This window comes from Agarivorans sp. QJM3NY_30 (genome assembly GCF_050870855.2).
Classification (GTDB): domain Bacteria; phylum Pseudomonadota; class Gammaproteobacteria; order Enterobacterales; family Celerinatantimonadaceae; genus Agarivorans.
This window is the reverse complement of sequence record NZ_CP194038.2, coordinates 3,425,254-3,446,984: the sequence shown is the minus strand read 5'-3', so window position 1 is coordinate 3,446,984 and position 21,731 is coordinate 3,425,254. Positions and strand designations below refer to the sequence as shown.

The window sequence follows — 21,731 nt, the reverse complement described above, 5'->3', positions numbered from 1 at the left end:
TGTAGGCAAATTGACAGCTTGGTTTGGGCTCATGGATAGCTTATAAGCTCTGGTATAACTAGATTGAGGTCTTATATGACGGTGACAGGTCAACAATTCGCGTCAGCATTCCCAAACGACGATAAAATTGAATGCTCGCGCTTTAATCACCTTACTCGCTATTTTGAACTAAGCATTGATATCTGCGCCGATCCCTTGACTCGGCTCGCTTTTGCTTCTGAACAGATAGCGGCCTTGCCGCTACTTAAAAAAGTCGCGGTAAATGGTGAGCTGGATGATATAGCCGTGTTTTTCGCTGAGATGTTTATTTGGCCATTGAGTGACATTTGCGAAGTGAGAGCCCCAGTTCCCTTAAGGAGCGAGGAATGGTTATTACTCGATGCGGATGAGGTAGGACACTCATGAGTGTTCAGCCCTAGTTTGGGGGAACGCTCACGATAAATATGCTTGATGTGACTTATGGTGAGCGACTAGTCGTCTTGTTAATGCTCGCAAGCTTTTGTTTTATTAATAATTTCATTCACGTAAACAATCGCTTGCTTGCATTTATTAAGCTTGCAGTGAACCGTATTGTCGAGCTGCCGTCACAACTATTATAAATAACGAGCTTGAAGGTGTTGTTTAAAATACTGGCTATTTAAGTTTTCGCCAGTGGCGCGGCTGACTAGTTCATCGCTTGGGTAGAAACTGGCTTGTGACCAGATGTTTTTTTGTAACCAGGCAAAGACCGTATCGTAATTACCGGTTTGAACTTGCGCGGGTACCTCCGGATGTTGTTTCACCAGCGCTGTGTGAAATTGTGCTGCATACATTGCACCGAGTGAGTAGGACGGAAAATAGCCGATTAAACCAGCAGGCCAATGCACGTCTTGCATGCAACCATCTTGGTAATTGCCTTGTGTAGATAGTCCTAAATACTGTTGCATTTTGAGATCCCATAATTCCGGGATATCAGCCACGGTAATTTTTTGGGTAATCAGGTCTCGTTCTAATTCGTAGCGCAACATGATGTGTGCAGGATAGGTCACTTCATCGGCGTCAACTCGAATATAACCGGGCTGTACCTTAAGGTAGTGTTGTTTGAGCTCGCTTAAGCGCATTGGTTGCTGATGGCACAAATGCTGATTGACTAAGGGGAGTAGTTGTTCAATAAATGCCTGACTGCGACCCAATTGCATTTCAAAGAATAGGCTTTGGCTTTCATGAATGCCCATTGAGCGGGCCTGACCCACTGGTAGATCGAGGAAATCTAAAGGTAGATTTTGCTCATAGCGAGCATGACCCGTCTCATGCACTATTCCCATCAGCGAGCGAGTAAAGTCTTGTTCTTCGTAACGGGTGGTAATTCGAACATCCTGAGGGACTCCACCACAGAAGGGGTGAGTACTCACATCGAGGCGACCATGATTAAAATCGAATTGCAGCTTCTTCATCACTGCTAAGCCGAGTTGCTTTTGTTTATCACTGGCAAAGGGCGCATTGAGCTGAAGCGCGGGCCAACTTTTTTGTTGTTCGACGACCTGTTGGATCAGTTGGGGGAGCCAGGCGTGTAACTCACCAAATATTTTATCCAAACGCTGCATTTGCATGCCGGGTTCGTAGAGATCAAGCATCGCATCATAAGGGCTTAACCCAGTTTTATCGGCTCTGATCTGCGCTTCTTCAATGGCTAATTGCATCACCGCTTGTAGGTTAATCTGAAAGGCCTTCCAGTCGTTGTTGCCACGCTGTTCACGCCAAGCGTGTTCGCAATGTGCGGTTGCCAAAGATTTTGCTTTGACGAGATCGCTGGGGAGGGCAGTTTGCTGTTGCCAATGACGTTTCATTTCTCGTAACGAGGCCTGTTGTTGCGGATTTAGGTTTAGTTGTTTGGCTTGTTCTAGCCATTCTGGCATTGCTGAATGGGTGGACTTTTGATGGATTAATACGGCGAGTTCTGCCAGTGCTTCGGCACGGGCTTGATTTCCACCATTAGGCATCATTGTCGCTTGATCCCAGCTACAGATAGCATTTAAATGCGCGAGCTTAGATAGATGTTGAAAGTGCTGGCAGAGTTGTTGGTAAGCGTTGGGCTTTGTCATAATTATTCCTTGGTCGATGTGAATTTAACGGATTCGGCGAGCATGACGTTCGCGGTTATCGAGTTTTTGTAATTCACTTTTTTTCAGCAGTACGTAGATGGCACCGCTGCCACCATGTATGGCCTGAGCACTATGTATCGCTAATACCGATTCAATTTGCGGTAGCCAGCCACTCACGTAGCTTTTTAGTAATGCTGGTGGTTGGCTATTTGCGCCTTTGCCGGTAATGATTAATGCGCTACGAATGTTTAATTGCTGGCACTGTTTGATGAAACTTATAATTTCGTTACGCGCTTGCTCAAGGCGAAGTTTGTGTAAATCTAACTTGGCTTGGATTTCATATTTGCCCAAACGGAGCTTCTTGAATACACCTTGCTGTAGTCCAGATTTTTTGTAACTGACGGGATCGTCGGGGCGTAATAGTTTAACCTGTTCCAGTGAAAGGTAATCTTGATGACTCGCTGCCTGTTGTTGGGCTGCTAATTGACGAGCCTGCTTTGCGGCGGAATCTAAAGTTGCACTACTGCCGATGATGGCGTCTTGCTTTAAGGGCTTGATTCCAGCAACTTCTTGCTGAAATAGATCAAATTCTTCAGACATAAAAGAACTCCTGAACAACGAAGTCCCTTCTTTATAGATGAGAGCATGCAGCGGCGCAACCGCTGCGTTCGCTTATTTTTGTGGTGGTTCGCTTTGGCTGATTTTTTTTAGGAAATAATAAGTATAAAAAATCATCAAACCAATTGTAATCGCGATCACCGAAATAGACATTAAACCAATGCTATTACCAAACAGTAAGTCTAACCAAAGATCCATGCTAAAGATTCCTTCTTATGAGGTCACCTGAGCATAACTTGGTTGAATATTAGCCAAATTGATAGTGATCAATCTGTGTTTGGATCAACTTCACGAATTACATAACCTTGTTGTTCTAAATTACTGAGTAAGCCTTGTTCGCCATATAGATGCATGGCACCAACGACGACAAAACTAGTGTTATTGAGTTCGGTGAGTTGTTGCAGCCATTGCTGGTTTCGCTGGTAGAGTAATTTATTGATCACCATTTCGGCTTCTTGTTGGAACATTGGATCTTCACCAAGCAGCGCAAATAGTTGTTGGTTATCCCCTTTGTTCCAGTATTCCACGAGTTGATTGAACATCTGAGGAACCTGTTCGAATTCATCGAGAGTTTGCTGTAAGAGAGGAATTTGAATACTCTCAAGGCTGCTTAAAGCTTCCAATTGTTGTTCAAAAGTCTCAAGTGCGATAATTGGCTTGTATCGTTGTTTTGCTTGTTCGATGAAGTGAAGATCAAGTCCAAGCTCAGGTTTAAAACCTAAGGCTTGCATTTGCAATTGGCTGAGTACAATGGCGGCATACCAAGCTCGCATATTGCTAAATAGTGTTTCGGAAATACCTAGTTGTTGGCTACGTTGCTTTAACAGTTGCTGATAATGAGGGCTTAAATCATCGTTGAGGCTGCGATTAGCCGGTTGCAGTGTTCTGGTGTTCAGCATTTGCTGATCACTCGCGCTTAGCTTTGTGATATCAGTTTCGATGATCAGTTGTTGGCTGTGCTTAAAGGCATCGATAAATGCTGCAGGTAGTGGATAAAACTGCTCGCTACCTAAATGGATCGAGCCGAACAAATAGAGGCGTTGTTGTGCTTTACTGGCCACCCAGAGTGAAGGCTCAGCAGCCAGCTGAGTACTCGAAAGGATTAGTAACAGCGAACCTAAACGCTTTATCCAAGTTGACATAATAAATCCGTTATTGAAAAGGTAAGCCATTTTATCATGCGTACTTAACTTTTTCTGAGTATTGCATCGAGCCAAGTGACTGGTAAACAACGACGCAATAAAGCAAACAGATGAGTGGGGGAGGTCACATAGTAGCGAACTTTCGGGCTTGGCGCTTCTAGGGCATGCAGTAGTGCGTTAAATACAGCGCTAGCAGGTAAGGTAAAGCGAGAGCTAGCACCTTCTTGGCCGAGACGTTTTAAGGTATGTTGGTAAGCTGCTTGGTGGCGACTTTGCTCTAGTTTGATTGATTGCTCGAAGGCAATTTTGGCATTTTTTCTAAATGAACTGATAATCGGTCCTGGTTCGATCAGGCTTATCTTAATTGGCGTATCGGCTAATTCTAGGCGCAGGGTATCTGTGTACCCTTCTAGGGCGAATTTACTGGCGTTGTAAGCGCCACGATACTTCATTGCTACGAGCCCTAGCACCGAGCTATTCTGGATAATTCGTCCTTGTTGTCGCTCAAGCATATGAGCAATCACTAAGCGGCTCAGATGATGCCAACCAAACAAATTGATTTCAAACTGCTGGCGCAGTGCTTCAGTGGGCAGATCTTCTAGCGCTCCGGGTTGTCCGTAGGCGCCATTGTTAAACAGGTAGCTTATCTTTCCGTTAGCCATTTTCAAGGCTTGTTGCCAGCCTTGTTCGATGGATTGCTGACAGGCTAAATCTAATTGTATACAGTTTAAGCCCATCTCTTGGAGCCGTATAACATCGGATAAATAGCGACAAGATGCGATGACGTGATAGTTATGCTTTGGTAGTTGTTGAGCGCAATATAAACCAATGCCACTACTACAGCCGGTAATCAAAATGCTTGCTTGCTCTGGTTTCATGTCTTGCCTGCTTATTGTTGAAAGATTTACGCTTGGATAGATATACAATTGGCAGATCCTTGGCTGCTTGGCTTTGGAGCAATTGGTCGCCTACTAGAGATGAAATGTCTTTCGGTCGGCTTTTAAATCATGTTTGGAGTCAAACCGAAGCTTACTCATTTGTACATATAGGTAAGGCTTATCTTGGTGTAAAGGCAGATTCAGTAAGGTTTGTGTATTTCCAAGAGGCCATGATAAGGCTTAAATCAATCCGATAGGGATTGCCTTCGAGGATACGTTTGACTTGATGGGGGCAATCTTTTGCTCAAATTTATCGCGCTAGAGATAATGTCAAATTTACCCATAGAAATGCTCACTTACAGTCGGAGTTTAACCGAATATGTAGGTGAAAAACACTTTGTTCAGTGGACAAGGCCTGAACTTTACAAATCAAACCTTGTCCTTATAGCGTTTTGACGCAAAATTATTTTTTCCAAAAGGATTTACTCGCTTCAATGTTGGCTTGCCTACGACTGACACCAATGTCTCTGAGTAGGTAATCGGGCAGGCTAGCTAGCTGTCTACGCAGCTTGGCGCGCTCAATACACTGTTCGTAGTGTGCCGCAAAATACTTGATGCTAAACCAGAGTCGCTGGATTAAAAGTAAGTCTGGTTTAACTCTAAACTGACTCATTTGCTGATGTGTTCCACTGTGTCTATTCATTTTTGATGCTCCTATGCTGTTTGCACTTAAACATTATTTGATTTTAGGTTAGGCTGACAAACGACTTAAACAGACTGTGAGTTAAGGAGAGCTTAAGTGAGTGAGCGTTTGCCCCCTTTGCAAGGGCTATATTGCTTCTATATGGCGGCTGAATTAGGCAGCTTTAAGCAAGCTGCGGCTAGGCTATATGTAACGGCTGCGGCGATGAGTCAACAGATCCGCCAGTTGGAAGAGCGACTTGAGGTTAAGTTATTCGAGCGGCAGCATCGTAAGGTCGTGTTAACCGCTGAAGGGGTCACTTTATATAACTATGCGAAACAAGCCTTTGTGAGTTTACAGGATGGAGTTAGGCAGCTGAGTCAAGATCCTAACCCAAATACTTTATCGATTTCGGTACTACCTTCATTTGCTCAACACTGGTTAGTGCCACGCTTGGGTGATTTTAGTCAGCAACATCCCGACTTGTCGGTGATGTTGATGCCGAAAGATACCTTGATTGATTTTCGCCAAGAGCCTGTGGACCTATGTGTGCGTTACGGGTTGGGGGAATACCCTGGTTTAGCATCCGAAAAGCTAATGGATGACCATATTTATCCAGTTTGTCATCCGCTTTACTTTGAGCAACACCCGGGTTTATCCCTTGATGACTTAAGTGGACATACGGTGATAGATGATGCTCGCCCAGATATGAACTGGCAGTATTGGTTACAATTGGCGGGTTATAAACAAAGTCCTACCAAAGCCAACTTAATCTATCAAGGCGCCCACGTGGTGTTAGAAGGAGCTTTATCTGTGCAAGGGATAGCTTTAGTGAGACATAGTCTGGCTTGGAAATACATTCAGCAGGGGACTTTAGTTCAATTAGGGAATATTGCGGTGCGTTCCAGTTATAGCTATTTCTTAGTCGCTCCAGAGCCCTATTTAAAGCGAGAAAAGGTGCGCCAATTCAGCCATTGGATCAGTGCTGAAGTGGAAAGTTTTTGGTTTGACAGCCAAGCTAAATCTACTGATATAAAGCTGGTACAAGCCAAAGAGTGCTGTTAGTTCGTCGTTGAGGTGCTCGATTGTTTACAGCGATTTTGCCGTTTGCTGCTCTGGTGGTGAACTTTGTTCAATCGTAATTCGAGTGGCTTCTAAGGTTGCCCAGCTTTTGTCATTACGAATAATCTCTGCTTTCACCAGTTGATAATCAAGCGCTGGTGCAAGCCATAACCAAGTTTTGCGGCCTTCCCGCTTTTTTTGTTCAAGCTTAAGCGTTTTGAATTCACCTAGTTCGGTGTTGATCGTTTCTTTTCCGATGACATTGAAGCGGTAGTTTTCAATTTCATCAATGGCGTTGTAATGATAATTCATATCGGTGAGGCCATTTTTTAGGTCATTTTGTAGTTGCACCGAAAAGCCAGCGGTATCCATTAATTGTTTTACGTCTTCGGGCGCTTCAAAGTGATGACTCTTGCCATTAATTTCAACGATTAATCCACCTTTACGGTCTGGGTGACCAATTGCTTGTAAGTGACTAAATAAACTTTTTTGCTTATGAACAAAACCTAAGGTTTGCACCTGCTCCTGTTGATAGGAAAAGCGCGAGGTATCATCGTAGGAAAATCCCCCGCCTAAAGCACTGGCACGGCTTTTTATTTGAAACACATTGTGATTGAGTTTTATGAGCTGTCGGTAGCCAGTAGCGATTGGGATCCCTTTAAAGCTTGCTGCATATTCAGCTTCAAAGGGAAGGATCTGTGCCACGGTGGTGGTACTCAATAACAAACTTGCAAAGCTTACGGTTTTTAATAACGACATAACAATTCATCCAAAGGGTGACATGCTTATTATACCTATCTAACTCATTATCTGTTGATTCTTGCTGGGCTAAATCTGCGCTAACTGCGTTATGTATCGTGTCATCAGAGTCATTCGTTACTGCACTTCATGCCTAGTTATCGGCAGATTTATTCTGCGCAATAGGTTGATCATATAATGAATCAAATTGGTATTATACTGAGCTAAGTATGACAAAGCTTCGAGTGAAACCAAAAATAAAAAGCCCCGCATCAGCGGGGCTTTATGATCACTTTGAAATTAACTTAATAAAATTAAGCTTTTGCTTTGCTTGCTTTTTTAGCGGGCGCTTTTTTTTCAGCTGCTTCACGTTCTTCGGTTTCTACGTAAGGACGACCGTAGTACGAATCAAGTAGCACTTGTTTTAATTCAGCGATTAATGGGTAACGTGGGTTTGCACCAGTACATTGGTCATCAAACGCGTCAACCGCTAACTCGTCAACTTTAGCAAGGAACTCTGCTTCAGGAACACCCGCAGCTTGAATTGATAATGGGATATTGATTTCAACTTTAAGTTCGTCTAACCAAGTTAACAATGCATTAAGCTTGTCTTCAGTATTCCCTTCGCGGAAGCCCAAGTGCTCAGCAACTTCAGCATAACGAGCCCGTGCTTTCGGACGGTCGTATTGTGAAAATGCGGTTTGTTTGGTTGGTGTATTGGTTGCATTGTAACGAATGGTATTGGTAAGCAACAAAGCATTTGCCAAACCGTGCGGTACGTGGAATTCTGCACCCAATTTGTGAGCCATTGAGTGACACACACCTAGGAAAGAGTTCGCAAACGCGATACCAGCGATGGTTGCAGCATTGTGTACTTTTTCACGAGCGATAGGGTCAGACTTACCATTTTTGTAAGAGCTTGGTAGGTATTCTTTCAGCATCTTAAGTGCTTGCAGAGCTTGACCGTCTGAGTATTCGTTCGCTAAAACAGAAACATAAGCTTCCATGGCGTGCGTTACCGCATCGTAACCACCAAAGGCACAGAGTGACTTAGGCATATCCATCACTAAGTTAGCATCGATTACAGCCATGTTCGGTGTTAACTCGTAATCAGCTAATGGATATTTTTGACCCGTTGCATCGTCGGTTACCACTGCGAAAGGTGTGACTTCTGAACCAGTACCTGAAGTTGTAGTGATACAGACAAGTTCAGCTTTTGACCCCATTTTAGGGAACTTATAAATACGTTTACGGATGTCCATAAAGCGCATTGATAGATCTTCGAAATCAGTTTCTGGGTGCTCGTACATTACCCACATGATTTTCGCAGCATCCATTGGTGAACCACCACCAACCGCTAAGATTACATCTGGTTGATAGCTGTGACAGGCTTGAGCACCTTTTTTCACGATGGTTAATGTTGGATCTGCTTCTACGTCATGGAATATTTCTACTTCCATACCTTTTTCTTTAAGGATTGAGCGTAGATCGTCGATGTAACCGTGGTTGAACAAGAATTTGTCAGTCACGATCATTGCGCGTTTTTTGCCATCTAAATCGTCCATGGCAACAGGTAATGAACCGCGGCGGAAGTAGATTGATTTAGGAAGTTTATGCCACAACATATTCTCAGCTCGCTTAGCAACAATTTTCTTATTAATTAGGTGTTTTGGACCCACGTTTTCAGAAATCGCGTTACCACCCCATGAACCACAACCAAGAGTCAATGAAGGTGCAAGTTCAAAGTTGTAAAGGTCACCAATACCACCGTGTGAAGAAGGGGTATTAATTAAAATACGTGCCGTCTTCATTTTGTCGCCAAAGTAAGCAATACGCTCGGCATTTGCATCTTGGTCGGTATAAAGAACAGAAGTATGGCCTACACCGCCAATATCTAACACGATACCCGCTTGGCGAACCGCATCTTCAAAGTCTTTCGCTTTGAACACACCTAAAGTCGGAGATAGTTTCTCGTGGGCGAACTCATCATCGAAAGAAGCTTCTAAGCCTTCGCCGATTAGAATTTTAGTTGACTTAGGTACGGTTACACCGGCTAATTCAGCAATTTTATAAGCAGGTTGACCAACAATTTTTGCGTTAAGAGCGCCGTTAATCATTAGTACTTTACGGACTTTGTCTGCGTCTGACTTGCTCAGTACTGCTGCGCCATATTTAGCGAACCGCGCCAATACTTCGTCGTACTTTGATTCAACGATGATTGCTGCTTGCTCAGAGGCACAGATTACGCCGTTATCAAAGGTTTTAGACATCAGAATTGAAGAAACAGCACGCTTCACGTCAGCTGTTTCATCGATCACTACCGGTGTATTACCCGCGCCAACACCGATTGCTGGCTTACCTGAAGAGTAAGCTGCTTTAACCATGCCTGGACCACCAGTAGCAAGAATTAAAGAGATGTCATCGTGCTTCATTAGTGCGTTAGACAATTCAACAGAAGGTTGATCAATCCAGCCAATGATATCCTTAGGTGCACCAGCTTTAATTGCTGCATCTAGTACCAGCTGTGCGGCAAAGTTGGTTGAGTTTTTAGCGCGAGGGTGTGGAGAGAAAATACAACCGTTGCGGGTTTTCAAGCTGATTAAAGCTTTGAAGATTGCCGTAGAGGTTGGGTTGGTAGTCGGTACGATAGCACAAACGATCCCTACTGGTTCAGCGATGGTAATGGTACCACCTTCTTCATTACGTTCAATGACACCACAAGTTAAAGTATCTTTATATTTGTTGTAGATGAACTCAGAAGCGAAGTGGTTTTTAATCACTTTGTCTTCCATAATGCCCATGCCAGACTCTTCAGCGGCCATGCGAGCGAGTTCAATACGGGCTGTAGAAGCTGCGAGTGACGCGGCGCGGAAAATTTTATCCACTTGCTCTTGGCTGTATGTTGCGAAAATAGCTTGCGCTGCCTTCACTCGAGCAACCATTGCGTTTAACTCATCTATATTACCTACAGGCATCCTGTTCTCCTCATTTAAACTAAAATTAATTAGTAAACCGAAATGGTCAAATAAACTGCCACATTATAGACCCTAAATAGACGCTTGAGTGGTTTAGTAATTAACTTTCACCAGCGATTATAATAGCCATTCGTTGCTTTAGCTTGATCCAGATCATGTGTTACTAAGTTACAAATGTAAATAAATAACGTTTTATTTACCTATATAGTGGCCTATTTGTATTATTTAATACAAATAATGTAATTTATTTACTGTTTTCATCTCATTTGTTCTGTTTGTCTTTCAGTTATGCTTTCATGTTGAATTGATTCGGTACCACCTTAATTCTTAGGCTTGGAGCGATAAACTAATTCATACATATTATGTAAATAGTTAGTTTGAGCCAATCACAAAAATCAACTTATTATTTGTTGTTTTGTTTCTTCGGGTGTAGCATCTTGCGTGATTGTACGTTTTTTCAGAACATTATACTGATTTAATATTCATGAAAAGTGAATGGAAATTACATGGTTAGGCTCATTGTAGCTCACCGTGTGGAGATGGAGATTAAAATGAAAACTGCTAAAACCCTTATTGGTAGCTTAATTGGCGCGGCCATATTCGGCTCATTCGCCATGACTACTTATGCTGCCAATGTTCCTGCTGGTGTAAAATTGGCACCTGTACAAGAGTTAGTACGTGGCAATGGTTCAGAACCAGCGTCTCTTGACCCCCACAAAACCGAAGGCGTCCCTGAATCGAATGTGATCCGTGAGCTTTTAGAAGGTTTAGTTAACCAAGATGGTCAGGGTAATCTGGTGCCAGGTGCAGCGGAGTCATGGGAAACAAAAGACAACAAAACATTTGTGTTTCATTTGCGTCACAATGCTAAGTGGTCAAATGGTGACCCAGTGACAGCTCACGATTTTGAATATAGCTTCAAACGTGCAGTTGATCCTAAAACAGCTGCACCTTATTCGTGGTTTTTAGAAATGACCACTATGGTTAACGCTGCAGACATCATTGACGGTAAAAAACCGGCTTCTGAGTTAGGAGTAAAAGCACTTGATGATTACACTTTACAGATCCAGCTGACGGAAGCATTGCCTTATTTTGTGGCAATGACCTCACACACCACCATGAAGCCAGTCCATCAAGCGACTGTTGAAAAATACGGGGATAAATGGACACTACCTGCGAACTTCGTTGGTAATGGGGCTTACAAAGTATCTGAGTGGGTGGTGAACGAAAAAATCGTGATGGTCCGTAATGAAAATTACTGGGACAACGCGCATACCGTGATTAACAAAGTGACTTATTTACCTATCGAAAGCCAAGTAACCGATATGAACCGTTTCTTAGCGGGTGAAATCGACATGACTTACGAGATGGCTAACGAACACTTTAAACGGATGCAAAAAGAACAACCTGAATCCTTGAAGGTGACGCCTTACCTCTGTTCTTACTACTATGGTTTTAATAACAAGAAAGCACCATTTGATGATGTTCGTGTTCGTAAAGCGTTGTCTTACGCCATTGACCGGGACGCGGTTGCAAAATATATCGTCGGTAAGGGTGAACTGCCCGCTTACAATTTCGCCCACCAGAAAGTCGCTGGCCTACATTTCGACAAACCAGAATATGCAACCTGGACTCAAAAAGAGCGCAATGCGAAAGCTAAAGCCTTGTTGGAAGAAGTGGGTTACACCAAAGACAAACCTTTAGAGTTTAGCTTGTTATATAACACCAGTGATAACCATAAGAAGATTGCAATTGCAGTCGCGTCGATGTGGAAGAAAACCCTCGGAGTAAAAGTTAACTTAGAAAACCAAGAGTGGAAAACTTTCTTGGATAACCGTCGCAACGGTAATTACGACGTGACTCGTGCGGGTTGGTGTGGTGATTACAATGAAGCGTCTACTTTCTTGTCGTTGATGCAAAGTAACAATGGTAATAACGACCAGTTTTATAATAGTCCTGCCTATGATGGTTTCATGAATGCGGCAATGGTAGCGGTTGATCCTGCCGTACGGAGTGACAACTACCGTCAAGCTGAAGCGCAATTGGCAAAAGATATGCCTTTAGCTCCTATCTATCACTACGTGAATGCGCGTTTGGTTAAACCGACTGTTGGTGGTTACCCGATGAACAACGCAGAAGACAAAGTGTACAGCAAAGACCTATACATCATTGCTCAGTAATTGATGATTAATAATAAGGCACCTTTTCTTAAGGTGCCTTATTTTGTTGTGGCTAGAACTTAGTCGCGACAACAGAGTTTAATAGTTGGAAATAGTATGATTAAGTTCATCTTTAAAAGAATATTAGAATCAATACCAACTTTGTTGGTATTGATCACCGTTACCTTTTTCATGATGCGTTTTGCTCCAGGAAGTCCTTTCTCTGGTGAGCGCTCACTCCCGCCTGAAGTCTTAGCCAATATTGAGGCGAAGTACGGTTTAGATAAACCGGTGTTAGAGCAATATTTGACTTACCTCGGTAATTTAGTTCAAGGCGATCTTGGCCCATCATTCAAATACAAAGATTACTCAGTGAATGAGCTGGTTGCACAAGCTTTGCCTGTCTCTGCCAAGATTGGTTCCATCGCCTTTGTTTTTACGGTGTTGATGGGCGTGTCGGTTGGCACACTGGCTGCTCTCAAACAGAATACCTGGATGGATTTTAGTATCATGTCCACCGCAATGGCGGGGGTGGTGATGCCTTCATTTGTGCTTGCGCCAACCCTAGTTTATATCTTTGCAATTAAATTACAGTGGTTACCTGCAGGGGGCTGGAATGGAGGGGCGATCCAGTACATCATTTTACCAATGTTGGGGATGTCGTTGTTGTATGTGGCATCTTTTGCCCGAATTATGCGCGGTAGCATGATTGAAGTCTTGAGCTCTAACTTTATTCGTACCGCCAAAGCGAAGGGTTTACCATTTCGTTATATCGTATTACGGCATGCGCTGCGCCCCGCTTTGCTGCCTGTGGTCTCTTTCATGGGGCCCGCTTTTGTGGGAATTATCACCGGATCGGTGGTGATTGAGACCATTTTTGGTTTGCCTGGTTTTGGCAAGTTGTTTGTAAATGGTGCACTGAATCGTGATTACTCTTTGGTATTAGGCTTAACCATTATGATTGGTACTTTTACCATTTTATTTAATGCGATCGTAGACATCCTGTATGCCTTTATCGATCCTAAAATTCGCTACTAAGAGGCTGTTATGTTAGACAATAAACAAAATAGCGACGCAATTAGCGAGTTTGCTCAAAATTTGGAAATTGAAGGTCGTAGCCTATGGCAAGATGCCCGGATACGCTTTATGCGCAACCGCGCTGCGATGGTTAGTTTAACCATATTAGTTGTAATTACCTTATTGGTTATTTTTGGCTCTCACCTCAGTGACTTTGTGTTTGATGACACCGACTGGGGGGCGATGCACCAAGGACCTTCGATTGAAAGCGGCCATTACTTTGGCACCGATGCCTTGGGTCGAGACATGTTTGTTCGGACTTTACTTGGGGGGCAAATATCGCTGTTAGTCGGGGTGATGGGCGCTTTTGTTGCGGTGTTAATTGGCACTTTATATGGTGCAACCTCCGGCTTTTTGGGCGGCACGGTTGACCGAGTCATGATGCGGTTGCTGGAAATTCTTTATGGCATCCCCTTCATGTTTTTTGTGATTTTACTGGTGACCTTTTTTGGCCGCAATATTTTCTTAGTATTTGTGGCGATCGGTGCGGTGTCATGGTTAGACATGGCGCGGATTGTTCGAGGTCAGACGCTGAGTTTAAAAAATAAAGAGTTTATCGAAGCTGCTGAAGTTTGCGGTGTCTCTAAGTGGAAAATTATTACTCGCCACATTGTTCCTAATGTATTGGGTATCGTTGCGGTTTACGCCACTTTATTGGTACCACAGATGATTTTAACCGAGTCATTTTTAAGCTTCCTTGGTTTAGGGGTACAAGAGCCGATGACTTCTTGGGGCGCCTTATTACAAGATGGTTCACAAACCATGGAAATCGCTATTTGGCAGCTGCTTTATCCAGCTGGATTCATGGTAGTGACTTTATTTAGTTTTAACTATGTAGGCGACGGTTTACGTGATGCCTTAGATCCTAAAGATCGTTAAGGCAAGGGTAGAACAATGAGTTTATTAGATGTGAAAGACCTTCGGGTGGAGTTCTCAACTCCAGAAGGCAGTGTAACCGCGGTGAACGATTTAACCTTTTCACTGGAAGCAGGGCAGACCTTAGGGATTGTCGGTGAGTCAGGCTCGGGTAAAAGCCAAACCGCTTTTGCTTTAATGGGGTTGTTGGCGAAAAATGGCATCATTACTGGTGAAGCGCTATTTAATGGCCAGCAAATTTTGAACTTGCCAGAGAAAAAGCTGAATGCCATCCGGGCAGAGAAAATCGCGATGATTTTCCAAGATCCGATGACTTCTCTTAATCCTTACATGAAGGTGGGGGAGCAGCTTAAAGAAGTATTACGCCTGCATAAAGGGATGAATAATAAAGAAGCGCATGTTGAAGCGCTGAGAATGTTAGATGCGGTTAAAATGCCCGAGGCTGAAAAGCGTATGGCGATGTATCCCCATGAGTTTTCTGGTGGGATGCGTCAACGGGTGATGATTGCAATGGCACTACTTTGTCGACCACAGTTATTGATTGCCGATGAACCTACCACCGCCTTAGATGTGACAGTGCAGGCGCAAATCATGACCTTACTGAATGAGCTGAAAAGTGAATTTAATACCGCCATTATTATGATTACCCATGATTTAGGGGTTGTGGCTGGCCTATGCGAGAAAGTACTGGTGATGTATGCCGGTCGTACCATGGAATATGGCACTGCAGAAGAAGTATTTTATCGCCCAAGCCACCCTTATACCGAAGGTCTGCTAAAAGCGATCCCTCGTTTAGATACAGAGGGCGAAATTTTACCGACCATTCCTGGGAATCCGCCTAACTTACTTCGCTTACCGCAAGGTTGTCCTTTCCAAGAGCGTTGTCATCGTGTTAGTCAACGCTGTTTAGATGAAAGTCCGATCCTGACTCATTTTGGTGGACAACGTCAGCGTGCTTGTCATAACGATTTTCATTTATCGGGAGGACAATCGCATGAGTGAAAAAAACTTGTTGCTTGATGTCGTAGACTTGAAAGTATACTTCCGCATTAAAGATGCAAAAGCATTGCCTTGGACTCCCGCAGCTGCCTTGAAAGCGGTTGATGGTGTGTCATTAAAACTCTATCAGGGTGAAACCTTAGGGGTGGTTGGAGAATCGGGCTGTGGTAAATCGACTTTTGCTCGAGCGGTGATTGGTTTGGTTCCGGCCGAAGCAGGCAAAGTGGTGTGGTTAGGCCAGGATTTAACTCGCTTGCCACATAAAGAGCTGCGTGAGAAACGCAAAGAAATTCAGATGATCTTCCAAGATCCATTGGCCTCGCTTAACCCGCGGATGACGATTGGCGACATCATCGCCGAGCCATTAGAAACCTTTTATCCCAAATTGAACAAGCAAGAAGTCAAGCAGCGGGTTCAAAAAATGATGATGAAGGTCGGCTTGTTGCCTAACGTGATTAACCGTTATCCACATGAATTTTCTGGCGGACAATGTCAACGAATTGGAATTGCGCGCGCGCTGATCCTCGAACCAAAGATGATTATTTGTGATGAGCCAGTGTCGGCGCTGGACGTTTCTATTCAAGCGCAAGTGGTTAACTTGCTGAAAGAGTTACAAGCGGAAATGGGCTTGAGCCTTATTTTTATTGCCCATGACTTATCAGTGGTTAAACATATTTCTGACCGCGTTTTGGTAATGTATTTAGGTAATTCGGTTGAACTAGGCACCTCCGATGCCTTGTTTAATAAGCCAAGTCATCCTTATACCAAAGCCCTGATGTCAGCAGTACCAATCCCGGATCCGAAGTTGGAGCGTAGTAAAACAATTCAACTATTGGAAGGCGATCTACCTTCGCCAATTCATCCTCCTTCGGGCTGTGTTTTCCGCACTCGCTGTCCTATTGCGACGGAACAGTGTGCGAAAACTAAACCGCAGTTGCTTGGCAATGACCAGCACTCGGTCAGTTGTCTTCATACCAGCGTGTAAAACGCCTTGGTTGGTATCAAAAGCTAGGCTAATAAGCCTAGCTTTTTTATTGGATAAGGTCCCTCATAAGCTGTCTCTTCAATAGGGGAGTGGCGCAAGCTATTAATTTAACTTAGCTGTTCAACTTAGCTAACTTGCTACTTACATTTTAGGTTTAGTTTATTTACTTTTTAGGCGTGTGGCGTGAGCTGACTCTGACTATTTGTCACTGCTTATTTTGTGTTAGTAGAGTGTGAAGTATTTGGCATAACCACATCGACACTCAGTGGAAAATAGCGCTAACGCTATCATTTTAAGGGATCTATTGATGCTGTATTTTGAGTTTCTATTTCTGTTGCTCATGCTCTATACCGGCTCTCGTTACGGTGGGATTGGATTAGGGGTTGTCTCGGGGATTGGTTTGGCGATTGAAGTCTTCTTCTTCAAGATGCCACCAACCTCACCGCCAGTCACCGTGATGTTAATCATCTTGGCGGTGGTGACCTGCGCTTCAATTTTGGAAGCTGCCGGCGGCTTAAAGTATATGTTGCAGGTGGCCGAGAAATTGTTAAGAAAGAACCCTAAACGGGTGACTCTTATTGCCCCTTTTGTGACTTATACGATGACTTTTCTTTTAGGCACGGGTCACGCAGTGTATTCCATCATGCCGATTATTGGTGATGTGGCTTTAAAAAATGGGATCCGGCCTGAACGACCTATGGCGGCTTCATCGGTGGCTTCGCAAATCGCGATTACCGCATCGCCGATTTCTGCTGCAGTGGTTTATTATTTGGCTCAGCTAGCTGATCTTCGGGCCGATATTACGTTGCTATCTATCTTGATGGTGACCGTACCGGCAACCTTGTTTGGCACACTATTGATGTCTTTATATAGCTTAAAACGCGGTAAAGAATTAGATCAGGATGAAGAATACCAAGCGCGCTTAAAGGATCCGGTATGGCGTGAAAAAATACTCAATACCACAGCGACTTCTTTAGATGAGGTCTTACCGAGCAAAGCCAGAAATGCCGTTCTGTTATTTCTAGCTGCGATTGTAACGATTGTGATTATCGCCATGGTGCCAGAGATCCGCACCATCGTTGATGGTGATAAGCCGATTAAAATGTCGGTGATTATTCAAATGATGATGTTGGCTTTTGGTGGGGTGATTCTACTCGCAACCAAGACTGACCCACGTGATGTTCCTAATGGTGTGGTATTTAAATCGGGCATGGTTGCAGCCATTGCTATTTTTGGGATTGCCTGGATGTCGGATACCTATTTCCAATACGCCATGCCCCAATTTAGAAGTGGTATTGTGGAGATGGTGACTAATTATCCATGGACCTTTGCATTGGCGCTCTTTATTGTGTCTGTGGTGGTGAATTCTCAAGCTGCTACCGCGCGGATGATGTTACCAGTTGGCTTGGGTCTGGGCTTAGAACCGGCATTACTGATTGGTTTAATGCCTGCGGTATATGGTTATTTCTTTATTCCAAATTATCCATCCGATATTGCAACGGTTAATTTTGATACGTCTGGAACCACTAAGATTGGCAAGTGGTATTTCAATCACTCGTTTATGTCGGTTGGCTTAATTGGCGTGATTGGTGCGAGCTGCTTGGGATACGTACTGGGACAAATTATTATTGGTTAGCGGTTTGATTGGGGGGCTCATCTTGAGTGACCCTTGTTCAAGCCAAAAATAATAGGGAGGCTTTAAGCCTCCCTATTATTTGGGGGATGAGTCGCCCGATAAAGCAAACGATACCGCTTTTAGCGTTGCGGCTGTTGCGGGTCGAGTAAATATATAAGTCCTTCCGGTAATTGGGTTCGCCAAGCCAACATGTCATGACCGCCAGCTATTTCACTGAGCTGACTTTGATACCCTTTGGCATCTAACAGGCTTTTTAAACGTCGGTTTGGGGGCAATATCCATGTTTCTTCAAACAAGCCAGCACTAAGATACCAGCGTACTGTGCTGGTTGGTTTGAGCGCAAGCTGTTGAGTGAGCCATTCAGGTTGATGCTGGCGACTCGGGTCCATCTTTGGCCCCCACCAAAATGAACCGGACAAGCTTAGAACGCCGCCAAATAACTCGGGATATAGGGTTGCTGTGCATGCTGCTGTTAAACCTCCATAGCTAGAACCTGCTAAAATGGTTTGTTTTGCAGGTGCCGTAATGTTTTGCTGCGCGAGCCATGGCAGTAATTCTTTTGCTAAAAAAGATGAAAACTGAGGGTTGCAGGCTAATTCTGTTGCGCGGCTTTGGGCGCTGGGGTTACTGATAAATACTGCGTTCAGCGCCGGTATTTTTTTAGCATTGACTAAGTTATCCAGCAGTTGTGGCGTTTGCGCTTGCTGAAGATAACTCTCGGCATCGAAAAAGATAACTAAGGGCAGGCTAGAATCAGCAGCGGGATTGGCACTGCGATATAGATAAACATCGCGGCTATTGTTTAATATTTTGCTGCTTATTTGGCTTTGGCTTAGCGTTCCCTGATGTGTTGCTACGGGTGTTAGCCAAGGCTCTGCGGGGGCCGCAGCCAGGCGTAATATCGATTTACTGGTATATTTATCTTGTCGTTCAGAAAAATGCCAAGTGTTCGGATTGAAGGGGTCCCGTTGCGCAGTACTTAAAATCGCAACGCGTTGTGCTCGGCCACTTTCAGCAAGGGTTGGGACATCGGGGGCAATTTGATAGGAAAATAGACTGTTGTTGGGCAAGCTTAGACTTAAATACCAAATGTCGCTATCCTCAATTTGCTTGAAGGTGTGATGTTCGTGACCGGGTCCGCCGAGCAGTTTGACATTGTGTTTGGCACCTCGCCAGAGGAAGGTGACTAAGGAACTGCCCTTTGGCTCATCGATGCGATGGGGCGCAATGGCTTCGATGAGTGGGCTGCCGATGTGCGATATCTGTTGCCAAAATAATTCGGTATTGCCCGCTTTGACATATTGAGCGATCAGCTCTTGCAGGGTTTGGCTGGCGAGTGTGGTTTGAGCGGTTTGCATCGCTAAAGCAGGTTTACGTAATTTTAGGGTCAGCTGATTCGGGACTGCGGCATTGGTGAGTGTTAACTGATAATTGCCACTTTGCTGGGCGACTAAGTGAAGACTTTGTCCTTGACTCGGGCTGAGTAATAATTGCTTTATCCGCTTGCCATTTGGGTCATCTAGGGTGGCTTGTTCGAGTTTATTGGTGGCCGAAAACTTACCGCTGAGATAATCCCCAGACTGAAGTGCGATGGACCAAGAATGGGATTGATGTGCATCTAAGGAAATCGTTTGCTCGATGGGAAGGGGGGCCGCGGCGAGTTTTAAGCTTAATAAGCAACATAAGCTGGGCAATTGTTTCACGAGTTTTCGGGATGTTTTTTTTCGAGAAAGAGGCATAAAGGCTCCAAATTGACAAGGAATACCAAAGCCAGCAAGGCTTTCAGGAAGCCTTTGACTGACTTTGGTATGGCTAAAAGTGCGTTAATTTAGAAGTCGTAATTAGCACTTAAGTAGACATTTCGCCCTAACTCATGACCGCTAAAGTCTTGCGATTTTTCGTCTAAACGAAGATCAAACAGATTTTTAACACCAGCTTTAAGGTTTAGCGCAGTGGTTGCCTGGAAGGCAAGGCCTAAATCCACGGTGGTGTAAGCGGGCAGCTCGGAGCCCGAATTATATTGTTTGCCGGTGTATACCGCTGAAACGATGCTATTGAGTCGTTCGCTCACCCACCAGTTTAGATTGGCATTGGCCACATGTTCAGGGCGATTACTTAATGGGTTGCCTGCGTTGTCTTCAGCATCTAGATAAGTGTAGTTACCCAATAAACTAATATCTTGGGTGATATCTACCGCACCCGACAGTTCGACACCTTGTAGTGTTGCTTCGCCAACGTTGTCCCACCATCTGCTTGGCGTACCATTGATGACCGCATATTGTGCTTCAATTAAGTTTTCAACTTCGCTGCGATAAAGTGCCACGCTGACATCCCAAGACGCTTGAAGATACTCAAAACCTAATTCATAGTTGACACTGGTTTCGGCTGCTAAGTCAGGATCTCCTGAGATTGAACAACCACCACCACAGCTAATAATCTGATATTCAGGATTGGTTTGATAGGTTTGTGGTGCTTTGTAGGCCTTGCTTACCCCACCTTTTAGAGTTAAGGCATTGCTTGCTTGATAAACCAGGTAGGAACGAGGTGTAAAATGACCACCAAATACTTCATGATCATCGTAGCGTCCGCCCAAAGTTAGGGTTAATTTATCACCTAAGCTCAGCTCATCTTGCAGGTAGACTGCATACATGGTGGTATTGGCTTCTCCGCTGGGTTGGTAACCAACTGGATCTTTGATCTGCTGCTGTTGTAACTCTCCACCGGCAGTGATGTTGTTGAAGCCGAGCTCGGTATTTATAGAGCCGTTAATGAGCAAGTTATTTTCTTTGACTTGGCGTTGTTGCGGGGCGTCGTAGCGATTGTTGTAATCATCGATGGTACTGGTTTCATAATTTGCGTAGAGCGTTGAACTACCCCAGGCCCATTGCCCGCGGTGTGTTGCGCCAAAGGTCATGCGATCAATCGCCTGAGCACGAAGCGAGCTAATATCGCCATAGCTTGAATAGGGCCGCTCATCATGGTTATAGTTGAAATCAAATTCTGCTTGTTGTTGGTTATTGATATCCCAATACAAAGTGGTGTAAATATTTTGGCTATTTTTGGCTTCTAGGGCGGGCGCTTCTGTTCCCATATTTTCATCTAAGTACCAAGCATCTCGGTCGTAGATTTCACCAGCAATTGATAAGCTGAGCCGATCATTGAGCTGTCCTGAAGCGTACAGGTTGGTTCGGCTCTGAGCGCCCTCGTCACCGGATGTCATCACAACATTATCTTGACGAATGCTTCCTCCCCAAACTTTACCTGGTGCCTTGGTGATGATATTGATCACGCCTCCAATGGCATCGGAGCCATATAGGGCAGACATCGGGCCACGAACAATTTCTACTTGAGCAATCGCATCTAAGGGGATTGAGCTGTAATCAAAATCACCGCCTCGCCATAGTGAAGCAGAAGAGGATACCCGCTTACCATTGACCAAAATAAGGGTGTAACCTTGATCCATTCCCCGAATGTAAATGGCATTGCGGCCACTGCTATCGCTGTTATTGATAATGCCTGCGTATTTTTCCAAGATATCGGGTAAACCGTTAACCGGTGAAGCTTTAATATCTTCAGCGGTAATTACGGTGGTGAACGCGGGGGCAGTTTGTACTGTATGTTCGGTTGACGAAGCGGTCACCACCATCACCGGGTTATCAAGCGGGGCATCAGCCGCGATGCTGCTGTGAGAATTGAGTAAGACAGCAGCGACCAGCAATGCCAGTTTACTTTGAGTGAGGGAGAGGATCGGGGGAAGTGAGTTATTCATAACGCTCCTTGTAGCATAAAGTTTAGTTTTAAAATTTGTTGCTGATTTTGGGAA

General features: G+C 44.3%; 18 protein-coding genes. 8 read left to right on the top strand and 10 right to left on the bottom strand.

The window, feature by feature from the left end; translation table 11 throughout:
• Window positions 1–75 precede the first annotated feature (75 nt).
• Window positions 76–405, top strand: coding sequence for a hypothetical protein (locus tag ACRRSX_RS15670; RefSeq protein WP_432452270.1), 330 nt, complete (start codon window positions 76–78; stop codon window positions 403–405).
• Between the two features lie 188 nt (window positions 406–593).
• Here ACRRSX_RS15670 and ACRRSX_RS15665 read toward each other — a convergent pair whose 3' ends face one another.
• From ACRRSX_RS15665 to ACRRSX_RS15640, 6 genes are all read right to left on the bottom strand, one after another.
• The gene (locus ACRRSX_RS15665; protein WP_432452271.1) at window positions 594–2,081 is read right to left on the bottom strand and encodes a carboxypeptidase M32; all 1,488 of its coding nucleotides are present in this window, start codon (window positions 2,079–2,081) and stop codon (window positions 594–596) included.
• 24 nt (window positions 2,082–2,105) lie between these two features.
• The gene (smrA, locus tag ACRRSX_RS15660) at window positions 2,106–2,681 is read right to left on the bottom strand and encodes a DNA endonuclease SmrA (RefSeq protein ID WP_432452272.1); all 576 of its coding nucleotides are present in this window, start codon (window positions 2,679–2,681) and stop codon (window positions 2,106–2,108) included.
• A gap of 72 nt (window positions 2,682–2,753) precedes the next feature.
• Window positions 2,754–2,897: a DUF3149 domain-containing protein gene (locus ACRRSX_RS15655; protein WP_432452273.1), complete on the bottom strand. Its 144-nt coding sequence runs from the start codon at window positions 2,895–2,897 to the stop codon at window positions 2,754–2,756.
• 68 nt (window positions 2,898–2,965) lie between these two features.
• Window positions 2,966–3,841, bottom strand: coding sequence for a TraB/GumN family protein (locus tag ACRRSX_RS15650; RefSeq protein ID WP_432452274.1), 876 nt, complete (start codon window positions 3,839–3,841; stop codon window positions 2,966–2,968).
• Window positions 3,842–3,885: 44 nt separating this feature from the next.
• On the bottom strand, window positions 3,886–4,719 hold the full coding sequence (locus ACRRSX_RS15645; RefSeq protein WP_432452275.1) for an SDR family oxidoreductase: 834 nt from the start codon (window positions 4,717–4,719) through the stop codon (window positions 3,886–3,888).
• 463 nt (window positions 4,720–5,182) lie between these two features.
• Window positions 5,183–5,422 (bottom strand): DUF1127 domain-containing protein, encoded by a 240-nt coding sequence (locus ACRRSX_RS15640; protein ID WP_432452276.1) that lies wholly within the window; start codon window positions 5,420–5,422, stop codon window positions 5,183–5,185.
• A gap of 96 nt (window positions 5,423–5,518) precedes the next feature.
• Between ACRRSX_RS15640 and ACRRSX_RS15635 the strand changes: the two genes are divergently transcribed.
• Window positions 5,519–6,466 carry a LysR substrate-binding domain-containing protein gene (locus ACRRSX_RS15635; protein ID WP_432452277.1) on the top strand — a complete coding sequence of 316 codons (948 nt, stop codon included), beginning with the start codon at window positions 5,519–5,521 and terminating at the stop codon, window positions 6,464–6,466.
• Window positions 6,467–6,490: 24 nt separating this feature from the next.
• Here the strand turns inward: ACRRSX_RS15635 and ACRRSX_RS15630 are convergent, their stop codons facing one another.
• On the bottom strand, window positions 6,491–7,222 hold the full coding sequence (locus ACRRSX_RS15630; protein ID WP_432452278.1) for a DUF3108 domain-containing protein: 732 nt from the start codon (window positions 7,220–7,222) through the stop codon (window positions 6,491–6,493).
• A gap of 293 nt (window positions 7,223–7,515) precedes the next feature.
• A complete protein-coding gene (adhE, locus tag ACRRSX_RS15625) occupies window positions 7,516–10,176 on the bottom strand; it encodes a bifunctional acetaldehyde-CoA/alcohol dehydrogenase (RefSeq protein ID WP_432452279.1) in 2,661 nt (886 codons plus the stop codon).
• Between the two features lie 551 nt (window positions 10,177–10,727).
• On the opposite strand from adhE, the gene ACRRSX_RS15620 reads away from it, so the two are divergent.
• The 6 genes from ACRRSX_RS15620 to ACRRSX_RS15595 all read left to right on the top strand — a co-directional run bounded on the left by ACRRSX_RS15620 (window position 10,728) and on the right by ACRRSX_RS15595 (window position 17,908).
• Window positions 10,728–12,356, top strand: coding sequence for an ABC transporter substrate-binding protein (locus tag ACRRSX_RS15620; protein ID WP_432452280.1), 1,629 nt, complete (start codon window positions 10,728–10,730; stop codon window positions 12,354–12,356).
• 96 nt (window positions 12,357–12,452) lie between these two features.
• Window positions 12,453–13,373, top strand: coding sequence for an oligopeptide ABC transporter permease OppB (oppB, locus tag ACRRSX_RS15615; protein WP_432452281.1), 921 nt, complete (start codon window positions 12,453–12,455; stop codon window positions 13,371–13,373).
• Between the two features lie 9 nt (window positions 13,374–13,382).
• Window positions 13,383–14,291 carry an oligopeptide ABC transporter permease OppC gene (oppC, locus tag ACRRSX_RS15610; RefSeq protein ID WP_432452282.1) on the top strand — a complete coding sequence of 303 codons (909 nt, stop codon included), beginning with the start codon at window positions 13,383–13,385 and terminating at the stop codon, window positions 14,289–14,291.
• A 15-nt stretch (window positions 14,292–14,306) separates the two neighbouring features.
• On the top strand, window positions 14,307–15,290 hold the full coding sequence (gene oppD, locus ACRRSX_RS15605; RefSeq protein ID WP_432452283.1) for an oligopeptide ABC transporter ATP-binding protein OppD: 984 nt from the start codon (window positions 14,307–14,309) through the stop codon (window positions 15,288–15,290).
• Entirely contained in the window at window positions 15,283–16,272 is a 990-nt protein-coding gene (oppF, locus tag ACRRSX_RS15600) for a murein tripeptide/oligopeptide ABC transporter ATP binding protein OppF (RefSeq protein ID WP_432452284.1), read from the top strand. The genes oppD and oppF overlap by 8 nt, the downstream gene beginning before the upstream one ends.
• A gap of 307 nt (window positions 16,273–16,579) precedes the next feature.
• Window positions 16,580–17,908 (top strand): anaerobic C4-dicarboxylate transporter, encoded by a 1,329-nt coding sequence (locus ACRRSX_RS15595; protein WP_432452285.1) that lies wholly within the window; start codon window positions 16,580–16,582, stop codon window positions 17,906–17,908.
• A gap of 119 nt (window positions 17,909–18,027) precedes the next feature.
• Here ACRRSX_RS15595 and ACRRSX_RS15590 read toward each other — a convergent pair whose 3' ends face one another.
• Window positions 18,028–19,647, bottom strand: a complete 1,620-nt coding sequence (locus ACRRSX_RS15590) for an alpha/beta hydrolase (RefSeq protein WP_432452286.1) — start codon at window positions 19,645–19,647, stop codon at window positions 18,028–18,030.
• An 89-nt stretch (window positions 19,648–19,736) separates the two neighbouring features.
• Complete coding sequence (locus ACRRSX_RS15585; RefSeq protein WP_432452287.1) at window positions 19,737–21,677, bottom strand: TonB-dependent receptor domain-containing protein; 1,941 nt, start codon at window positions 21,675–21,677, stop codon at window positions 19,737–19,739.
• Between the last annotated feature and the right edge of the window lie 54 nt (window positions 21,678–21,731).